The 14,846-nt window shown below is 71.6% G+C and carries 15 protein-coding genes and 1 riboswitch; of the genes, 9 read left to right on the top strand and 6 right to left on the bottom strand.

Annotated elements, in window-relative coordinates; genetic code table 11:
• Window positions 1-98: 98 nt before the first annotated feature.
• Window positions 99-401 carry a GroES family chaperonin gene (locus BLW57_RS24045; RefSeq protein ID WP_143638545.1) on the top strand — a complete coding sequence of 101 codons (303 nt, stop codon included), beginning with the start codon at window positions 99-101 and terminating at the stop codon, window positions 399-401.
• A gap of 89 nt (window positions 402-490) precedes the next feature.
• Window positions 491-559, top strand: a riboswitch (guanidine-III (ykkC-III) riboswitch).
• A 37-nt stretch (window positions 560-596) separates the two neighbouring features.
• A complete protein-coding gene (locus tag BLW57_RS24040; protein ID WP_093477369.1) occupies window positions 597-917 on the top strand; it encodes a DMT family transporter in 321 nt (106 codons plus the stop codon).
• A gap of 25 nt (window positions 918-942) precedes the next feature.
• Here the strand turns inward: BLW57_RS24040 and BLW57_RS24035 are convergent, their stop codons facing one another.
• Complete coding sequence (locus BLW57_RS24035) at window positions 943-3,894, bottom strand: transglycosylase domain-containing protein (RefSeq protein ID WP_093480845.1); 2,952 nt, start codon at window positions 3,892-3,894, stop codon at window positions 943-945.
• A 966-nt stretch (window positions 3,895-4,860) separates the two neighbouring features.
• Here BLW57_RS24035 and BLW57_RS24030 point away from each other — a divergent pair.
• From BLW57_RS24030 to BLW57_RS24015, 4 genes are read left to right on the top strand one after another with little or no spacing between them, the layout of a single operon-like run.
• On the top strand, window positions 4,861-5,661 hold the full coding sequence (locus BLW57_RS24030) for an ABC transporter permease (RefSeq protein WP_093477367.1): 801 nt from the start codon (window positions 4,861-4,863) through the stop codon (window positions 5,659-5,661).
• A 49-nt stretch (window positions 5,662-5,710) separates the two neighbouring features.
• Window positions 5,711-6,475: an ABC transporter permease gene (locus tag BLW57_RS24025; RefSeq protein WP_093480844.1), complete on the top strand. Its 765-nt coding sequence runs from the start codon at window positions 5,711-5,713 to the stop codon at window positions 6,473-6,475.
• Window positions 6,476-6,478: 3 nt separating this feature from the next.
• Window positions 6,479-7,489 carry an ABC transporter ATP-binding protein gene (locus tag BLW57_RS24020; RefSeq protein WP_093477366.1) on the top strand — a complete coding sequence of 337 codons (1,011 nt, stop codon included), beginning with the start codon at window positions 6,479-6,481 and terminating at the stop codon, window positions 7,487-7,489.
• Window positions 7,490-7,498: 9 nt separating this feature from the next.
• Window positions 7,499-8,251 (top strand): DUF1707 SHOCT-like domain-containing protein, encoded by a 753-nt coding sequence (locus tag BLW57_RS24015; RefSeq protein WP_093477365.1) that lies wholly within the window; start codon window positions 7,499-7,501, stop codon window positions 8,249-8,251.
• Between the two features lie 76 nt (window positions 8,252-8,327).
• Here the strand turns inward: BLW57_RS24015 and BLW57_RS24010 are convergent, their stop codons facing one another.
• From BLW57_RS24010 to BLW57_RS24000, 3 genes are all read right to left on the bottom strand, one after another.
• Window positions 8,328-8,732: a hypothetical protein gene (locus BLW57_RS24010; protein WP_093477364.1), complete on the bottom strand. Its 405-nt coding sequence runs from the start codon at window positions 8,730-8,732 to the stop codon at window positions 8,328-8,330.
• Window positions 8,733-8,879: 147 nt separating this feature from the next.
• Complete coding sequence (rph, locus tag BLW57_RS24005) at window positions 8,880-9,617, bottom strand: ribonuclease PH (RefSeq protein WP_093477363.1); 738 nt, start codon at window positions 9,615-9,617, stop codon at window positions 8,880-8,882.
• Window positions 9,618-9,694: 77 nt separating this feature from the next.
• Complete coding sequence (locus BLW57_RS24000) at window positions 9,695-9,928, bottom strand: PTS sugar transporter subunit IIB (RefSeq protein ID WP_093477362.1); 234 nt, start codon at window positions 9,926-9,928, stop codon at window positions 9,695-9,697.
• Window positions 9,929-10,112: 184 nt separating this feature from the next.
• Here BLW57_RS24000 and BLW57_RS23995 point away from each other — a divergent pair, with 184 nt between their 5' ends.
• Together BLW57_RS23995 and BLW57_RS23990 are read left to right on the top strand one after the other, a co-directional pair.
• Window positions 10,113-11,417 (top strand): PTS transporter subunit EIIC, encoded by a 1,305-nt coding sequence (locus BLW57_RS23995; protein ID WP_093477361.1) that lies wholly within the window; start codon window positions 10,113-10,115, stop codon window positions 11,415-11,417.
• Between the two features lie 154 nt (window positions 11,418-11,571).
• A complete protein-coding gene (locus tag BLW57_RS23990; protein ID WP_093477360.1) occupies window positions 11,572-12,822 on the top strand; it encodes a PTS transporter subunit EIIC in 1,251 nt (416 codons plus the stop codon).
• Between the two features lie 73 nt (window positions 12,823-12,895).
• Here BLW57_RS23990 and BLW57_RS23985 read toward each other — a convergent pair whose 3' ends face one another.
• Window positions 12,896-13,648 carry an MBL fold metallo-hydrolase gene (locus tag BLW57_RS23985; RefSeq protein ID WP_093477359.1) on the bottom strand — a complete coding sequence of 251 codons (753 nt, stop codon included), beginning with the start codon at window positions 13,646-13,648 and terminating at the stop codon, window positions 12,896-12,898.
• Window positions 13,649-13,899: 251 nt separating this feature from the next.
• On the opposite strand from BLW57_RS23985, the gene BLW57_RS23980 reads away from it, so the two are divergent.
• A complete protein-coding gene (locus tag BLW57_RS23980; RefSeq protein ID WP_093477358.1) occupies window positions 13,900-14,358 on the top strand; it encodes a type II toxin-antitoxin system PemK/MazF family toxin in 459 nt (152 codons plus the stop codon).
• On the opposite strand, the gene BLW57_RS23975 is transcribed toward BLW57_RS23980, so the two are convergent.
• Window positions 14,355-14,816: a hypothetical protein gene (locus BLW57_RS23975; RefSeq protein ID WP_093477357.1), complete on the bottom strand. Its 462-nt coding sequence runs from the start codon at window positions 14,814-14,816 to the stop codon at window positions 14,355-14,357. The two genes, BLW57_RS23980 and BLW57_RS23975, sit on opposite strands and share 4 nt — an antisense overlap.
• Between the last annotated feature and the right edge of the window lie 30 nt (window positions 14,817-14,846).

Raw genomic sequence — 14,846 nt, 5'->3', positions numbered from 1 at the left:
CGGCCCGGTACGGACGTGTCGAAGGCAGGTAGGTTCGAGGCGTGAGCGCCAACAGAAACCAGCAGAGCACCCCCCACCACGACAAGCTGCCGATCCGGATGCTGCACGACCGGGTCCTGGTCAAGCAGGAGACCGGTGAGGGCGAGCGGCGGTCGGGCGGGGGCATTCTGATTCCCGCGACCGCGGCGGTCGGGCGGCGGCTGGCGTGGGCCGAGGTCGTCGCGGTCGGCCAGAACGTGCGCACCGTGGAGCCGGGCGACCGGGTCCTGTTCGACCCGGAGGACCGGGCCGAGGTGGAGGTGCGGGGCGTGGCGTACGTGCTCATGCGGGAGCGTGATCTGCACGCCGTGGCCGCGGACCGTTTCGAGGGGTCGGAGGACTCCACGGGGCTGTATCTCTGAGCCCCCTCGATCCTCGATCCTCCCTGTCCCACCTCTGATTCGATGGCGGAGGGGGCCGGTGACCGCGGTCACCGGCCCCCTCCGCCGTTCTTTTGCTATGTTCGAAAGCGAGCCCGACGAGACGCGCCGTACCGGGTCGAAGGCAAAGACGACGCACCGGAGGAAGAGTCGTCGCCCGTCTCGGAGGTGCCTGTCATGGCCTGGGTTCTGCTTGTCGTCGCCGGTCTGCTGGAAGTCGGCTGGTCGATCGGGATGAAGTACACCGACGGATTCACCCGGCCGCTGCCCAGTGTGCTCACCGGTGCGGGGATCGTCGCGAGCATGGTGCTGCTGTCGTACGCCGCGAAGTCGCTGCCCATCGGTACCGCCTACGGCGTGTGGGTGGGCATCGGGGCGGCCGGGGCGGCGGTGCTCGGCATGGTGTTGCTGGGTGAGCCGGTCACCGCCGCCCGGGTGTTCTTCGTGTGTCTGCTGCTGGTCGCCGTGGTGGGGCTGAAGGCGACCGGCGGTCACTGACGTCTCAGCCGCGGCCCATGGGGGCTCACGGCCGCCGGGCGGTCAGTGGCTGGCCGCCCGTGCCGGTGGTGGTGCCGCCGCCGGTGGTCCCGCCCCCGTCGGTTCCGCCGCCGGGGGTGCCGCCGCCGGTCGTGGTGCCTCCGCCGGTGGTGTCGCCGCCCGTGGTGGTGCCGCCGGTCGCCGTGTCCCCGCCGGTGGTGTCGCCGCCCGTGGTGGTGCCTCCGTCGGTGGTCGTGCCGCCGTCGGTGGTGCCTCCGTCGGTGGTCGTGCCGCCGTCGGTGGGGGTGCCGGTGGTACCGCCGTCGGTCGGGGTGGCGGTCGCGCCGCCGTCGACCTGGCCGCCGTCGGTGGTGCCGCCGTCGTCCTGGCCGCCCGTGCCGGGCGTGGCGGAGCCGGTGGCGCTGGGCTCCTCGGTCCTGTCGGCTCCCGGTTCCAGCCGGAGGTCGAACTCGGCGGTCGGCTTGCCCTTCAGCGCCTCGCCCGTGTACTGGGCCCAGATCTGGGTGGGCGGGCCGCCGCCGTTCATGCGGGCCTGGCCGAGGGCGCCGTACAGCGGCCGGTGCTTGGCGGTCACCGGGTCCTGGCCCATGACGGAGACGACCGTGGCGAGGTCCGGGGTGTAGCCGGCGAACCAGGCGGCGGTGTCCTCCTCCGCGGTACCGGTCTTGCCGGCCGCCGGGCGGCCCGCGGCCTGGGCGGCGGTGGCGGTGCCGCTGTCGACCACGCTCTGCAGGATGGAGGTGGTGGTGTCGGCGGCCTCGCGGCTCACGGCCTGCTCGACGGGCTCCTCGGGCAGCTTGACGACGTCGCTGCCGTCCTTGGTGATCTTCTCGATCATGGTGTACGTGCCGTGCTTGCCGTGGTTGGCGAGCGTCGCGTACGCCTCCGTCATGTCCAGGACGCTGGCGTTGGCGGTGCCGAGGGCGATGGACGGGTACGGCTGGAGGTCCGGGGTGCCGGCGGGGATGCCGAGGTCGACCGCGGTCTGCTTGACCTTGGCGGGGCCGACGTCGACGGCCATCTGCGCGTACACGGAGTTCACCGACAGGTCGGTGGCCTTGCGGACGGTGATGTCGCCGTACGACTTCTCGTCCTCGTTGGACGGGGCGTAGCCGCCGCCGGTCCAGCCCTCGACGGGGCGCCGGCTGGTGCCGTCGTAGACGGTGTTGGGGGTGATCGTGCGGCCGTCCTGGGTGGTGGAGCCGTTCTCCACCGCGGAGGTGAACACGAACGGCTTGAAGGTGGAGCCGACCTGGAAGTCACCGCGGGTCGCGCCGTTGGTGTACTGCTTCACGTAGTCGATGCCGCCGTACATCGCGACGATCTTGCCGGTCCTGGGGTCGATGGAGGCGCCGCCTGCCCGGACGTAGCTGTCGACCTTGCGGTTCTTCTTGTCCAGCTTGGACATCAGCTGGTCGTCGACCGCCTTGACGAAGGCGTTCTGCTTTTTCTTCTGGATGGTCGTGGTGATGCGGTAGCCGCCGGCCTCGAGCTGGTCGGCGTCGATGATGTCGTTCTTGACCAGGTAGTGCTTGATCGCGTCGACGAGGTAGCCGCGCTGGCCGGACAGGCCGGTGGAGACGGTCTGCTCCTTGGGCATGGGGAACTTCAGGCCGACGCGCTCGGACTCCTTGAGCCAGCCCTTCTTGACCATGCCGTCGAGGACGTAGTTCCAGCGGGCGACGGCCGCCCTCTTGTTCTCGGGGTGGGCGACGACGTCGTACTCGCTGGGCGCGTTGACGAGCGCGGCGAGGTAGGCGGCGCGGGCCGGGTCGAGGTCCTGGGCGTCCATGCCGTAGTAGGCCTGGGCGGCGGCCTGGATGCCGTAGGCGTTGCGGCCGAAGAAGCTGGTGTTCAGGTAGCCCTCGAGGATCTCGTCCTTGGACTTCTGGCGGTCCAGCTTGATCGAGATGAAGAACTCCTTGGCCTTACGGGTGACCGTCTGTTCCTGGGCCAGGTAGTAGTTCTTCACGTACTGCTGGGTGATCGTGGAGCCGGACTGCTTGCCCTTGCCGGTCGCGGTGTTCCAGCCGGCGCGGAGCATCGCCTTGAGGTCGACGGCGGACTCGGTGTAGAAGTCGCGGTCCTCGGCGGCCAGGACGGCGTGCTGGGCGGGCTTGGAGATCTGGGCGAGGTTGACGTTCTCGCGGTTGACGTCGCCGTCGCGGGCGAGCTGGGAGCCGTCCGAGTAGAGGAAGACGTTGCTCTGCTTGGTCGCGATGGCGTTGGCCGGCGGGATCTTGACGAGGGAGTAGCCGAGGAAGAACAGGCCGATGATCAGGAGGACGCCGATCACGAAGGTGCCCAGCACCATGCGCCAGGTGGGCAGGAGCCGCCGCCAGCCGGTGCGCTTGGGGCGCTTGCCCTTCTTGCCCTTGCCCGCGGGGGCGGGGCCGTCCGGCGTGGCGGCGCCGGCGGCGGTCTGCCGCGGGTCGTCGGCCTGCGTGGCCGGGTGGGCCGCCGTGGTCTCCGGGCCGCCGCGTCCGGCCGCGCCGACGGCGCCTGCCGGGGAGCCCTGGGCCGTACCGGCGGCGCGGGCGGCACGAGCGGCGCGGGCGGCGCCCACGCCGCCGGCGGCCGCGGTTCCGGCGGCCGCGGTTCCGGCGGCCGCGGTTCCGGCGGCCGCGGCCTCGCCTGCGGCACCGGCGGCCTTGCTGAGACCGGCCGCGCCCAGGGCGCCGGCACCGGCAGCGCCCGCGGCCTGGGCGGCGCGGTTCGTGCCGCCCTGACGGGGCGCGGGCGGCCGGGGCGTGCGGCCGGGGCTGTTCTGCGCGTCGGCGGCCCCCTTGGCGGGAGCGTCCGGCTCGCCCGCGCGCGGTGCGTTGACGCGTCGGAGGATCTGGGTGCTCTCGGGCGCCCGGTCCTCGCCGCCGCCCGAGGCTGCCCCGCCCGCCGTGCCGCTCGGCGCCGACTGCGTGGGGCCGGACGGCGAGGACGACGTCTGGGGCCGGCGGGGCGGCGTGACACGGCGGAGCACCTGTGTGCTGTCGGCCGGCCGGGACGCCTCCGCGTCGACCGGCCCCTGCTGCTTGCCGACGGCGGGCCGCTTCGGGGCGGCGCCGGCGCCCTGCCCACCGGTGGCTCCGCCGGTCGCGGACCCGCCCTGGTCAGCCGAAGGCTCACCGGACGCCGAGCCCTTGCCCGTCGCCGAGCCGCCACGGGACGCCGACGCACCACCGGAAGCGGCACTCCCACCGGACGTCGGCGCGTCACCGGGTGCCGGGGAACCACCGGACGCCGAGCCCTTGCCCGAGCCGCCACGGGACGCCGACGCACCACCGGAAGCGGCACTCCCACCGGACGTCGGCGCGTCACCGGGTGCCGGGGAACCACCGGACGCCGAGCCCTTGCCCGAGCCGCCACGGGACGCCGACGCACCACCGGAAGCGGCACTCCCACCGGACGCCCCCGAACCCGGAGCCGCCTGGCCGCCGGGCGTCGGTGCGTCACCGGGTGCCGTGGAGCCGCCGGAGGCCGCCGCGCCGTTCGAACCCTCCCGGGATGCCTCGCGGGCTCGGGCGATGGAGGTCGTCCGGTCCTGGGCCGTGCCGGAGCGCGGGCCGTCACCCGGACGGGTGCGCTCGGCGTCACCCCCGCGGGTAGCGGCCCGGCTCGTCCCCTTCTCCCCCTCGGCGGCCTTCTCCTCGCGGCCCCCCGGGCTTCCGGGCCCTTCAGCCGGCAGCGGCTTTTCCGGCGCCACGCCTTCGTTCGGCTGCTGCGGCTGCGGCTCGTCGCTCATCTCGTGCACGGACTCCTGTTTCGCGTCGTACGTTTCCCGTACGCCTCGTACGCCTTCTGCGCCCCCTGTTTGAAGACTCTCGCACCTGGCGTTCCGTTCCCGAATTCCGGCACGCTTCGGCCACGGAAATGCGTGGCCGGGCGTCGGGCCTCCGGGCTAGGCTCCTGCGCTTCGGTGTCGAGCTGTCCAGGGAGGTCGACTGACGTGGGCGCGGGACGGTTGTACGGGGCCGTCGCGGCGGGGGGATTCAGACGGTACGCGACCTATCGGGCGGCCACCGCGGCAGGGGTGTTCACGAACACGGTCTTCGGGCTGATCCTCGTCTACACCTATCGCGCGCTCTGGGACGAGCGTCCGCACCTCGGCGGGTACGACCAGGCGCAGGCCGTGACCTACGTGTGGCTGGGGCAGGCGTTGCTGTCGACCCTCGCGATCGGCGGCGGCGGTGTGGAGAGCGAGCTGATGGACCGCATCCGTACGGGGGACGTGGCGATCGACCTGTACCGGCCCGCCGATCTGCAGCTGTGGTGGCTGGCCGCCGATCTCGGGCGGTCGTTCTTCCAGCTGCTGGGGCGGGGGGCGGTGCCGTTCTTGTTCGGGGCGCTGTGCTTCCCGGTGTACCTGCCGTCGGACGCCGGTACCTGGCTGGCCTTCCTCGTGGCGGTGCTGCTGGCGATGCTGGTCGGTTTCGGCATCCGGTATCTGGTGGCGCTGAGCGCGTTCTGGCTGCTGGACGGCACGGGGGTGGGGCAGATGGCGTGGCTCGCGGGGTATTTCTGCTCGGGGATGCTGCTGCCGCTCAACGTGTTCCCGGGCGCGCTCGGGGATGTCGTGCGGGTGCTGCCCTGGTCGTCGCTGCTGCAGGCGCCGGCGGACGTGCTGCTGGGGCACGCGGATCCGCTGGGGACCTATCTGTTCCAGGGGGCGTGGGCGGTGGTGCTGCTGGGCGCCGGGCGGCTGGTGCAGTCGGCGGCGACGCGCCGGGTGGTGGTGCAGGGTGGGTGAGCGCGGCCGGGTGCTGGAGGGGGCGCGGGCGTATCGGCTGATCGCGGCGATGTGGGTGCGGTCCACGATGGCCTACCGCCTCTCCTTCGCGATGACCACGTTCGGGAACTTCGCGGCGACCTTCTTCGACTTCGTCGCGATCATGCTGATGTTCTCGCGGGTGGACGCGCTGGGCGGCTGGTCGCTGCCGGAGGTGGCGTTCCTGTACGGGCTGTCGGCGACCGCGTTCGGGCTGGCGGACCTGCTGATCGGGTCGATGGAGCGGCTGGGGCGGCGGGTGCGCGACGGGACGCTGGACGCGCTGCTGGTGCGGCCTGTGCCGGTGCTGGCGCAGGTGGCGGCGGACCAGTTCGCGCTGCGGCGCCTCGGCCGGGTGACGCAGGGGCTGCTGGTGCTGGGCTGGGCGGTGTCCGGGCTGGACGTGGTGTGGACCCTGCCGAAGCTGCTGCTGATGCCGGTGATCGTGGCGAGCGGCTGCGGGATCTTCTGCGCGGTGTTCGTGGCGGGGGCGGCCTTCCAGTTCCTCGCGCAGGACGCCTCGGAGGTGCAGAACGCCTTCACGTACGGCGGTACGACGCTGTTGCAGTATCCGCCGTCGGTGTTCGCGAAGGAGCTGGTGCGCGGGGTGACGTTCCTGCTGCCGCTGGCCTTCGTCAACTGGCTGCCCGCGGCCTATGTGCTGGGGCGGCCGTATCCGCTGGGGCTGCCGCGGTGGGTGGCGTTCGTCTCGCCGCTGGTGGCGGTGGGGGCCTGCGCGCTGGCGGGGCTGGCCTGGCGGGCGGGACTTCGTTCGTATCGGAGCGCGGGGAGTTAACGGATGACGGACGGCGACTTCACGGGAGCGGGGCGGGGCCTCGCCGGGTCCGGGGACGGTTTCATCGCGCTGGAGGGCGTGGAGAAGGTCTTCGAGGTGCGCAGGAAGGCCGGGTTCCTCCGGCGGGAGCGGCGCGAGGTGCGGGCGGTGGACTCGCTCTCGTTCACGGTGGGGCGTGGGGAGATGGTCGGCTACATCGGGCCGAACGGTGCCGGGAAGTCGACGACGATCAAGATGCTGACCGGGATCCTGACGCCGAGCGGGGGGCGGCTGCGGGTGGCGGGGATCGATCCGTCGCGGGACCGCAGGCGGCTGGCGCACCGGATCGGGGTGGTGTTCGGGCAGCGGACGACCCTGTGGTGGGACCTGCCGCTGATCGACTCGTACCGGCTGGCGCATCGCATGTACCGCATCCCGGACGCCCGTTACCGGGAGAACCTGGACCGGCTGGTGGAACTGCTGGAGCTGGGGGCGCTGTTGGACGTTCCGGTGCGGCAGCTGTCGCTGGGGCAGCGGATGCGCGGGGACATCGCGGCGGCGCTGCTGCACGATCCGGAGGTGCTGTACCTGGACGAGCCGACGATCGGCCTGGACGTGGTGTCGAAGGCGAAGGTGCGGGGGTTCCTGCGGGAGTTGAACACCGAACGCGGTACGACGGTGCTGCTGACCACGCACGATCTGCAGGACATCGAGCAGTTGTGTTCACGGGTGATGGTGATCGACCACGGGCGGCTGATGTACGACGGTCCGCTGGCGGGGCTGCACGAGGCCGGGGAGAGCGAGCGGACGCTGGTGGTGGACCTGGAGCGGGAACTGCCGCCGGTGGAGGTGGCGTCGGCGCGGGTGGTGCGGGTGGAGGGGCCGCGGCAGTGGCTGGCGTTCCCGGCGGGGCAGTCGGCGGCGCCGCTCGTGGCGGAGCTGGCGGCCCGGTATCCGCTGGTGGACCTCTCGGTGCGGGAGCCGGACATCGAGGCCGTCATCGCGAAGATGTACGCGGAGAAGGCGGTCTCGTAGGCTGCTGCCATGACCGACGACGCAGTCCCGGATCTCCGGGCGTCCGACGCCGACCGTGAGCGGGTCACCGAGGTCCTGCGGGACGCTCTGGCCGAGGGCCGGCTCGACATGGAGGAGTTCGAGGAGCGGCTGGAGGCGGCGTACAAGGCGCGTACGTACGGCGAGCTGACGCCGCTGACCCGTGATCTGCCCGCCGCCGGCGCGGCGGTGTCCGCTCCCGTCTCGTTCACCAAGGCACCGGCGGAGCAGGGCGGTTGGGCGGGTCGGATCGTCGGGGGCGGGGGCACCTCGACGGGCGGGTTCGCGGTCATGTCGGGGTTCGAGCGCAAGGGCCGCTGGACGATGCCCAAGCGGTTCAACGCCTTCGTCCTCATGGGCGGCGGCGAGATCGACCTCCGGGAGGCGGACTTCGCGGACCGCGAGGTCGAGATCAACGTCGTGGCCGTCATGGGCGGGGTGCAGGTCGTCGTGCCGCCGGGCGTCGAGGTCGTGGTGCGCGGCGTCGGGGTGATGGGGGCGTTCGAGCATCCCCGTGACGACGGGCCGCCCGAGCCGGGCGCGCCTCGGGTCGTCATCGGCGGTTTGGCGTTCTGGGGCGGGGTCGGGGTGGAGCGGAAGGTCACCCGGGCCGAGCGGCAGCGGCTGAAGGAGCAGCGCCGTCAGGAGCGGCTGGAGCGCAGGGAGTCCCGGCACGAGCTGCACCGGACGCGCCGCGAGGAGCGGTACGAGGAGCGGGAGCGGCGCCGGGACGACCGGTACTGACGGTTCGCCGAGCGGCCGCGGGCCGGTTCGCGGCCGGTCGCGTGGTTCTCCGCGCCCCGTCGGGGCGCGGAGCCCGCTACGAGGTGCAGACCTTGGTGAGTTCGCCGGCCGCGTCCGTGACGGGGCTGACGTCGGGGGTGTTGTCGCCGTTCCTGATCGACGCGCGGACGTTCGCGACGGCCTTGTTCAGGTCGTCGACGGCCTTGTTGACGTCGGCGTTGTCGGTCTTGTCGCCGATCTTGTCGAGGTTCTTGTCGATGGCGGCGAGGGAGGCGTCGAGCTGTGTGGGGTCGTCGGAGGCGTTCTCCACGGCCTGCTGGAGGTCGGTGACGCTGTCCGCGATGGAGTCGGCGGTCTGCACGCAGTCCAGGGCCTTGTTCACGGCGTCGCAGCCGGTGGTGAGGCCGGCGGTGAGCGCGGCGGCGGCCACGGTGGCGGCGATGGTGGTGACGCCACGGCGTCGACGGCGGCTGGCGGCCATGGTGATGGGTCCCTCCCCTGGTACGGCTGGCCGGGCGCACGGTGGTGGGCCGTGCACCCGTACCCGTAGGACGCCGGGAAGGGGCGCCTGGTTGCCCGTGAGTACGGGCAGTCTTGGCCGTCCCTTTACTCGGGGGCGGGGTGGCCGCTACGCGCCGAGGGTGGTTTCCAGGGCTGCACGCTGGAGGGCGGTGAGCTCGGTGCAGCCGGCGACGGCGAGGTCGAGCAGGGCGTTGAGTTCGGTGCGGTCGAAGGGCTGGGCCTCGGCGGTGCCCTGGACCTCGACGAAGCGGCCGTCGCCGGTGCAGACGACGTTCATGTCGGTCTCGGCGCGCACGTCTTCCTCGTAGCAGAGGTCGAGCAGGGGCACGCCGCCGACGATGCCGACGGAGACGGCGCTGACGGTGCCGGTCAGCGGCTGCCGGCCGGCCCTGATCAGCTTCTTGCCCTGGGCCCAGGCGACGGCGTCGGCGAGGGCGACGTAGGCGCCGGTGATGGCGGCGGTGCGGGTGCCGCCGTCGGCCTGGAGGACGTCGCAGTCGAGGACGATGGTGTTCTCGCCGAGCGCCTTGTAGTCGATGACGGCGCGCAGGGAGCGGCCGATGAGCCGGGAGATCTCGTGCGTACGGCCGCCGATCCTGCCCTTGACGGACTCGCGGTCGCCGCGGGTGTTGGTGGAGCGGGGCAGCATGGCGTACTCGGCGGTGACCCAGCCCTCGCCGCTGCCCTTGCGCCAGCGCGGGACGCCCTCGGTGACGGAGGCGGTGCAGAACACCTTGGTGTCGCCGAAGGAGACGAGGACGGAGCCCTCGGCGTGCTTGCTCCAACCGCGTTCGATGGTGACCGGGCGGAGCTGTTCGGGGGTACGGCCGTCGATGCGAGACATGGCGACGAGCCTAGCCGTACGGACGGAAGGGGCTCCTCCCGCGTCGGGAAGAGCCCCTTGAGGGTGAACCGTGGGGTTCACATCATGTCTTCGATCTCCGCGGCGATCGGGTCGGCGTCGGTGCCGATGACGACCTGGATGGCGGCGCCCATCTTCACGACGCCGTGGGCGCCGGCGGCCTTCAGGGCGGCTTCGTCGACCAGCGAGGGGTCGGACACCTCGGTGCGCAGCCGGGTGATGCAGCCCTCGATCTCCTCGATGTTGTCGATCCCGCCGAGTCCGGCGACGATCTTCTCAGCCTTGCTGGCCATGTTGCTTCTCCCTGATCCGAACCGCTTTGTCGCAGTAACCCACAGTTGGCCCATCTTCGCGAGCGGTCATGCCGTCCGTGCCGAATGATGGCGATCACGACAGCGGAACCGTCCGCCAACTGGTCTACACCACCGTGGGGACGGTCGCCAAACCGCGTCCGAGTCGAGTGGCCGGAGGACGCCCATGAGCGCCGAGAGCGCACGCCCCGACGGTACGGCCGGTCCGGCGCGGGCACGCTGGAACCGTGTGTTCCAGGGTCTGCAGAAGATGGGCCGCAGCCTCCAGCTGCCGATCGCCGTGCTGCCGGCGGCGGGCCTGCTGATCGGACTGGCCCAGCCGGGCGTGGTCGGGGAGGGTGGCCTCGGCTGGACGACCGTCTCGAAGGTGATGCTGGGCGCGGGCGGCAGCCTGCTCGACGGTTCCCTCGGGCTGCCGCTGCTGTTCTGCGTCGGTGTCGCGATCGGCATGGCGAAGAAGGCGGACGGCTCCACGGCGCTCGCGGCGGTGGCGGGCTTCCTCGTGTACTACGGGGTGCTGCGTCAGTTCCCGGAGGACTGCCCGGGCGGCTCCACCGCGGTGGCGAACGTCGGCTGCCAGGTGAGCGACGGGTCGGTGACGGCCTTCACCTATCAGAACCCCGGCGTTTTCGGCGGCATCGTGATGGGGCTGCTGGCCGCGTCCCTCTGGGCCCGCTTCCACCGCACCAGGCTGGTGGACTGGCTGGGCTTCTTCAACGGCCGCCGGCTCGTCCCCATCATCATGGCGTTCGTCGGCATCCTCTTCGCGGCCCTGTGCCTGTGGATCTGGCCGCCCATCGGGGACGCGCTGGAGACCTTCAGCCACTGGCTGCGGGACACGGGCTCGTGGGGGGCCGGCATCTACGGCGTGGCCAACCGGGCACTGCTCGTCGTCGGGCTGCACCAGTTCCTGAACGTGCCCATCTGGTTCCAGTTCGGCACCTACACCACGCCCGGCGGCAAGGTGGTGCACGGCGACATCAACATGTTCCTGGCCGGCGACCCGAACGCGGGCCAGTTCACCTCGGGCTTCTTCCCGATCATGATGTTCGCGCTGCCGGCGGCGGCCCTGGCGATCACGCACTGCGCGCGTCCGGAGCGGCGCAAGGAGGTCGGCGGGCTGATGCTCTCGGTCGGGCTGACGTCCTTCGTCACCGGCATCACCGAACCGATCGAGTACTCCTTCCTGTTCATCGCCCCGTTCCTGTACGCGATCCACGCGGTGCTCACGGGGGTGTCGATGGCGGTGACCTGGGCGCTCGGGGTGCACGACGGCTTCGGGTTCTCCGCGGGGCTCATCGACTACCTCATCTACTGGCACCTGGCGACGAAACCGTGGGCGATCATCCCGATCGGCCTGTGCTTCGCGGCGGTGTACTACGTGGTCTTCCGGTTCGCGATCAGCAGGTTCGACCTCAGGACACCGGGACGCGAACCGGCGGAGGAGGTCGAGGACGTCACGAAGGTCTGACGGCACGGCGTCCACGGCCCCCGCGAACCCCCGCTGACCCGGCACTTTGCGTAGTGCCGCGGTAGCGGATTTCGTGGTTCCTTATACGCCCTTCATCGTGCTACAACAGGTCTACACCACTGAGTGGTGTAGACCACCACCCGATGGAGGAACCATGAGCACCGCCACCGCAACGGCGGCTCCCGCGAAGAAGCGGGGATCCGGGCTGCTTCAGGGCCTGCAGAAAGTCGGCCGCAGCCTCCAGCTCCCGATCGCCGTCCTGCCGGCGGCCGGCATCCTGCTGCGCCTCGGCCAGGACGATGTGTTCGGCAAGGACGGCCTCGGCTGGAACAAGGTCGCCGCCGTCTTCGCCACCGCCGGTGACGCGGTCTTCAGCAATCTTCCCCTGTTGTTCTGTGTGGGCATCGCCATCGGCTTCGCCAAGAAGTCCGACGGCTCCACGGCGCTGGCGGCGCTGGTCGGTTTCCTCGTGTACAAGAACGTGCTGACCGCGTTCCCGATCACCGAGGCGAAGATAACCAAGGGCGCGGACGTCGCCGCGACCTACAACGACCCGAAGGTGCTCGGCGGCATCGTGATGGGTCTGATCGCCGCCGTGGTCTGGCAGCGCTACCACCGCACCAAGCTGCCCGACTGGCTGGGCTTCTTCAACGGCCGCCGCCTGGTCCCGATCCTCATGGCGTTCATCGGCACCGGCGTCGGTGTGGTCTTCGGTCTGATCTGGGAGCCCGTCGGCAAGGTCATCACCAACTTCGGCGAGTGGATGACGGGCCTCGGCGCCGTCGGTGCCGCCATCTTCGGCGCCATCAACCGCGGACTGCTCCCGGTCGGCATGCACCAGTTCGTCAACACCGTGGCCTGGCAGGAGATCGGCAGCTACAAGGACTCCGCCGGCACCGTCTGGCACGGTGACCTGCCGCGCTTCTTCCACGGCGACCCGACCGCCGGCCAGTTCATGACCGGCTTCTTCCCGATCATGATGTTCGCCCTCCCGGCCGCCGCGCTGGCGATCACCCACTGCGCCCGCCCGGAGCGCCGCAAGGCCGTCGGCGGCATGATGCTCTCGCTCGCGCTGACCTCGTTCGTCACCGGCATCACCGAGCCGATCGAGTTCGCGTTCATGTTCATCGCCCCGCTGCTGTACGCGATCCACGCGGTCCTCACCGCCCTGTCGATGGCCATCACCTGGGCGCTGGGCGTCCACCACGGCTTCAGCTTCTCGGCCGGCGCGATCGACTACTTCCTCAACTGGGGCCTCGCCACGAAGCCCTGGATGATCATCCCCATCGGCCTGGTCTTCGCGGCGGTCTACTACGTCGTGTTCCGGTTCGCGATCACCAAGTTCAACCTCCCCACCCCGGGCCGCGAGCCCGAGGAGGAGGTCGAGGACCTCACCAAGGCGTGAGACCCGCCGGCACGGCATGAGTCAGGCCCCCGGAGCCGCTGCTCCGGGGGCCTCGTCGTGCGCCGCTCCGTCGTCAGATGTCGTACACGCGCCGCGGAGCGGCCAGCTCCACCGGGCCCGTGAAGACCTCGCCCGCGTCACGGAGGTTGACCTGCGGGTCGGTCCACGGCGGGATGTGGGTGAGGACCAGGCGGCGGGCTCCCGCGCGGGCCGCGGTCTCACCCGCCTCACGCCCGTTCAGGTGCAGGTCGGGGATGCTCTCCTTGCCGTGCGTGAAGGCGGCCTCGCACAGGAACAGGTCGGCGTCCCGGGCCAGCTCGTCCAGCGCCTCGGTGACACCCGTGTCGCCGGAGTACGTCAGGACCTTCCCGCCGTGCTCGACGCGGATGCCGTACGCCTCCACGGGATGCCGGACGCGCTCGGTGTGCACGGTGAACGGGCCGATCTCGAACGTGGACGGCTTCACCGTGTGAAAGTCGAAGACCTCGCTCATGGAGGAGGCGGAGGGGGTGTCCGCGTAGGCGGTGGTCAGCCGGTGCTCCGTGCCTTCGGGTCCGTGGACCGGGATCGGATCGCAGCGGCCGCCGTCGTGCCGGTAGTAGCGCGCGACGAAGTAGCCGAGCATGTCGATGCAGTGGTCGGCGTGCAGATGGCTCAGGAAGATCGCGTCGAGGTCGTAGAGACCGCAGTGGCGCTGCAGCTCGCCGAGGGCGCCGTTGCCCATGTCGAGAAGCAACCGGAAGCCGTCGGCCTCGACGAGGTAGCTCGAGCAGGCCGATTCCGCGGACGGGAACGACCCCGAGCAGCCGACGACGGTGAGCTTCATGAACCAGAAACCTCCGTTGGCGGAAAGCCGGTGGACGGGACACCGGCGGGCGGGTTGTGGAGCCGGAGAACCGGGGGCGGACGGGGGTCGTGCGGTTTGTCGAGCGTAAGGCGCGAAACCACGGGTCGCTCCTCCGCCAGGGGCCGTTGTGGGCGAACTCACCTGCGCTGTCACCGGTTCGGCTGGAACCGCGGCGCATAGGGATCGTGAGAGGGCGCGCGCGGCGCGGCGCGCGCCGGTAACGTCGTCGTATGGACACGTCCTGGTGGCTGGCGCTCGCGGCGGTCGTACTGCTGGCGCTCGTCGCCACGCTCGTCGACGGCTGGGGCCGCGGCCGCCGGCCGGGCGGACGGCGGCTGCGGCCGCCGGGCCGGCCGGGTACGCGCCCGGCCCGGGCCGGGCGCCCCGCCCCGGGGGACATCTGGTGGGCCGACGTCCCGTACGAGGACCGCCTCGAGGCGAAGGACCGGCCCTGTCTGGTGCTGGCCGTGCGCGGCGACCGGGCCACCGTCGCGAAGATCACCAGCAAGTACCACGACGAGCGCGCCGGAGTGATCCCGCTGCCGCCCGGTGCGGTCGGAGACGCCCGGGGACGCCCGAGCTTCCTGGAGACCGACGAGCTGCGCGAGGTCCCGGTGGGCGACTTCCGGCGCCGGGTCGGCGTGGTCGACCCGGTCCTGTGGGACCAGGTACGTCATCTCGCCGGTTAACGTACCCGCACGGTGACCGACCACTCCTGGATGCCCTTGCAGGAGACCTGCCCGGGGGCGGTGGGCTCGGCGCACAGGGGGCGGGAGGACGTGAGCCGCACGGTGCCCGCGGACACCGCCTGATACGCGGCCGTGGCGTCGCCCGGCTGGATGACGAAGCCCGCGTTGATGCCCTTCAGGGCGGTGCCGCTCGCGGAGACGGGCTTCCACGGGCGCTCCTTGGTGCCGTCCAGGGTGACCCGGACCTCGCCGCCCTTGGTCACGCAGACGGTGTGCCCGTCGTCCCCGGCCTTCAGTTCCGCCTGGCTCGCGCACGCGCCGCCGTCCGTACCGGGCGCGTGGCTGGAGGGGGCGGGTGACACCTTGCCGTTGCTGCCGGTGTCCCCGTCGCTCTGGGAGCCGCAGCCGGCGAGGAGCAGTGCTGCCGCCGCGAGGGCGAGGGGCGTCGTACGGCGCATGGGGGGTCCGCCTTTCTGCGTCCGTTGGCG

Origin of the sequence: Streptomyces sp. 1222.5 (genome assembly GCF_900105245.1) — a bacterium.
Classification (GTDB): Bacteria; Actinomycetota; Actinomycetes; order Streptomycetales; family Streptomycetaceae; genus Streptomyces; species Streptomyces albidocamelliae.
Note: the sequence above shows the minus strand (reverse complement) of the source record. Positions and strands in the feature narration are given on the sequence as shown.

Bases quoted from the DNA above. Each gene is read 5' to 3' on its own strand.
- BLW57_RS24045 (WP_143638545.1), top strand. From the start codon at position 99: ATGCTGCACGACCGGGTCCTGGTCAAGCAGGAGACCGGTGAGGGCGAG.
- BLW57_RS24040 (WP_093477369.1), top strand. From the start codon at position 597: ATGGCCTGGGTTCTGCTTGTCGTCGCCGGTCTGCTGGAAGTCGGCTGG.
- BLW57_RS24025 (WP_093480844.1), top strand. From the start codon at position 5,711: ATGTGGGTGCGGTCCACGATGGCCTACCGCCTCTCCTTCGCGATGACC.
- BLW57_RS24020 (WP_093477366.1), top strand. From the start codon at position 6,479: ATGACGGACGGCGACTTCACGGGAGCGGGGCGGGGCCTCGCCGGGTCC.
- BLW57_RS24015 (WP_093477365.1), top strand. From the start codon at position 7,499: ATGACCGACGACGCAGTCCCGGATCTCCGGGCGTCCGACGCCGACCGT.
- BLW57_RS24010 (WP_093477364.1), bottom strand. From the start codon at position 8,732: ATGGCCGCCAGCCGCCGTCGACGCCGTGGCGTCACCACCATCGCCGCC.
- rph (WP_093477363.1), bottom strand. From the start codon at position 9,617: ATGTCTCGCATCGACGGCCGTACCCCCGAACAGCTCCGCCCGGTCACC.
- BLW57_RS24000 (WP_093477362.1), bottom strand. From the start codon at position 9,928: ATGGCCAGCAAGGCTGAGAAGATCGTCGCCGGACTCGGCGGGATCGAC.
- BLW57_RS23995 (WP_093477361.1), top strand. From the start codon at position 10,113: ATGAGCGCCGAGAGCGCACGCCCCGACGGTACGGCCGGTCCGGCGCGG.
- BLW57_RS23990 (WP_093477360.1), top strand. From the start codon at position 11,572: ATGAGCACCGCCACCGCAACGGCGGCTCCCGCGAAGAAGCGGGGATCC.
- BLW57_RS23985 (WP_093477359.1), bottom strand. From the start codon at position 13,648: ATGAAGCTCACCGTCGTCGGCTGCTCGGGGTCGTTCCCGTCCGCGGAA.
- BLW57_RS23980 (WP_093477358.1), top strand. From the start codon at position 13,900: ATGGACACGTCCTGGTGGCTGGCGCTCGCGGCGGTCGTACTGCTGGCG.
- BLW57_RS23975 (WP_093477357.1), bottom strand. From the start codon at position 14,816: ATGCGCCGTACGACGCCCCTCGCCCTCGCGGCGGCAGCACTGCTCCTC.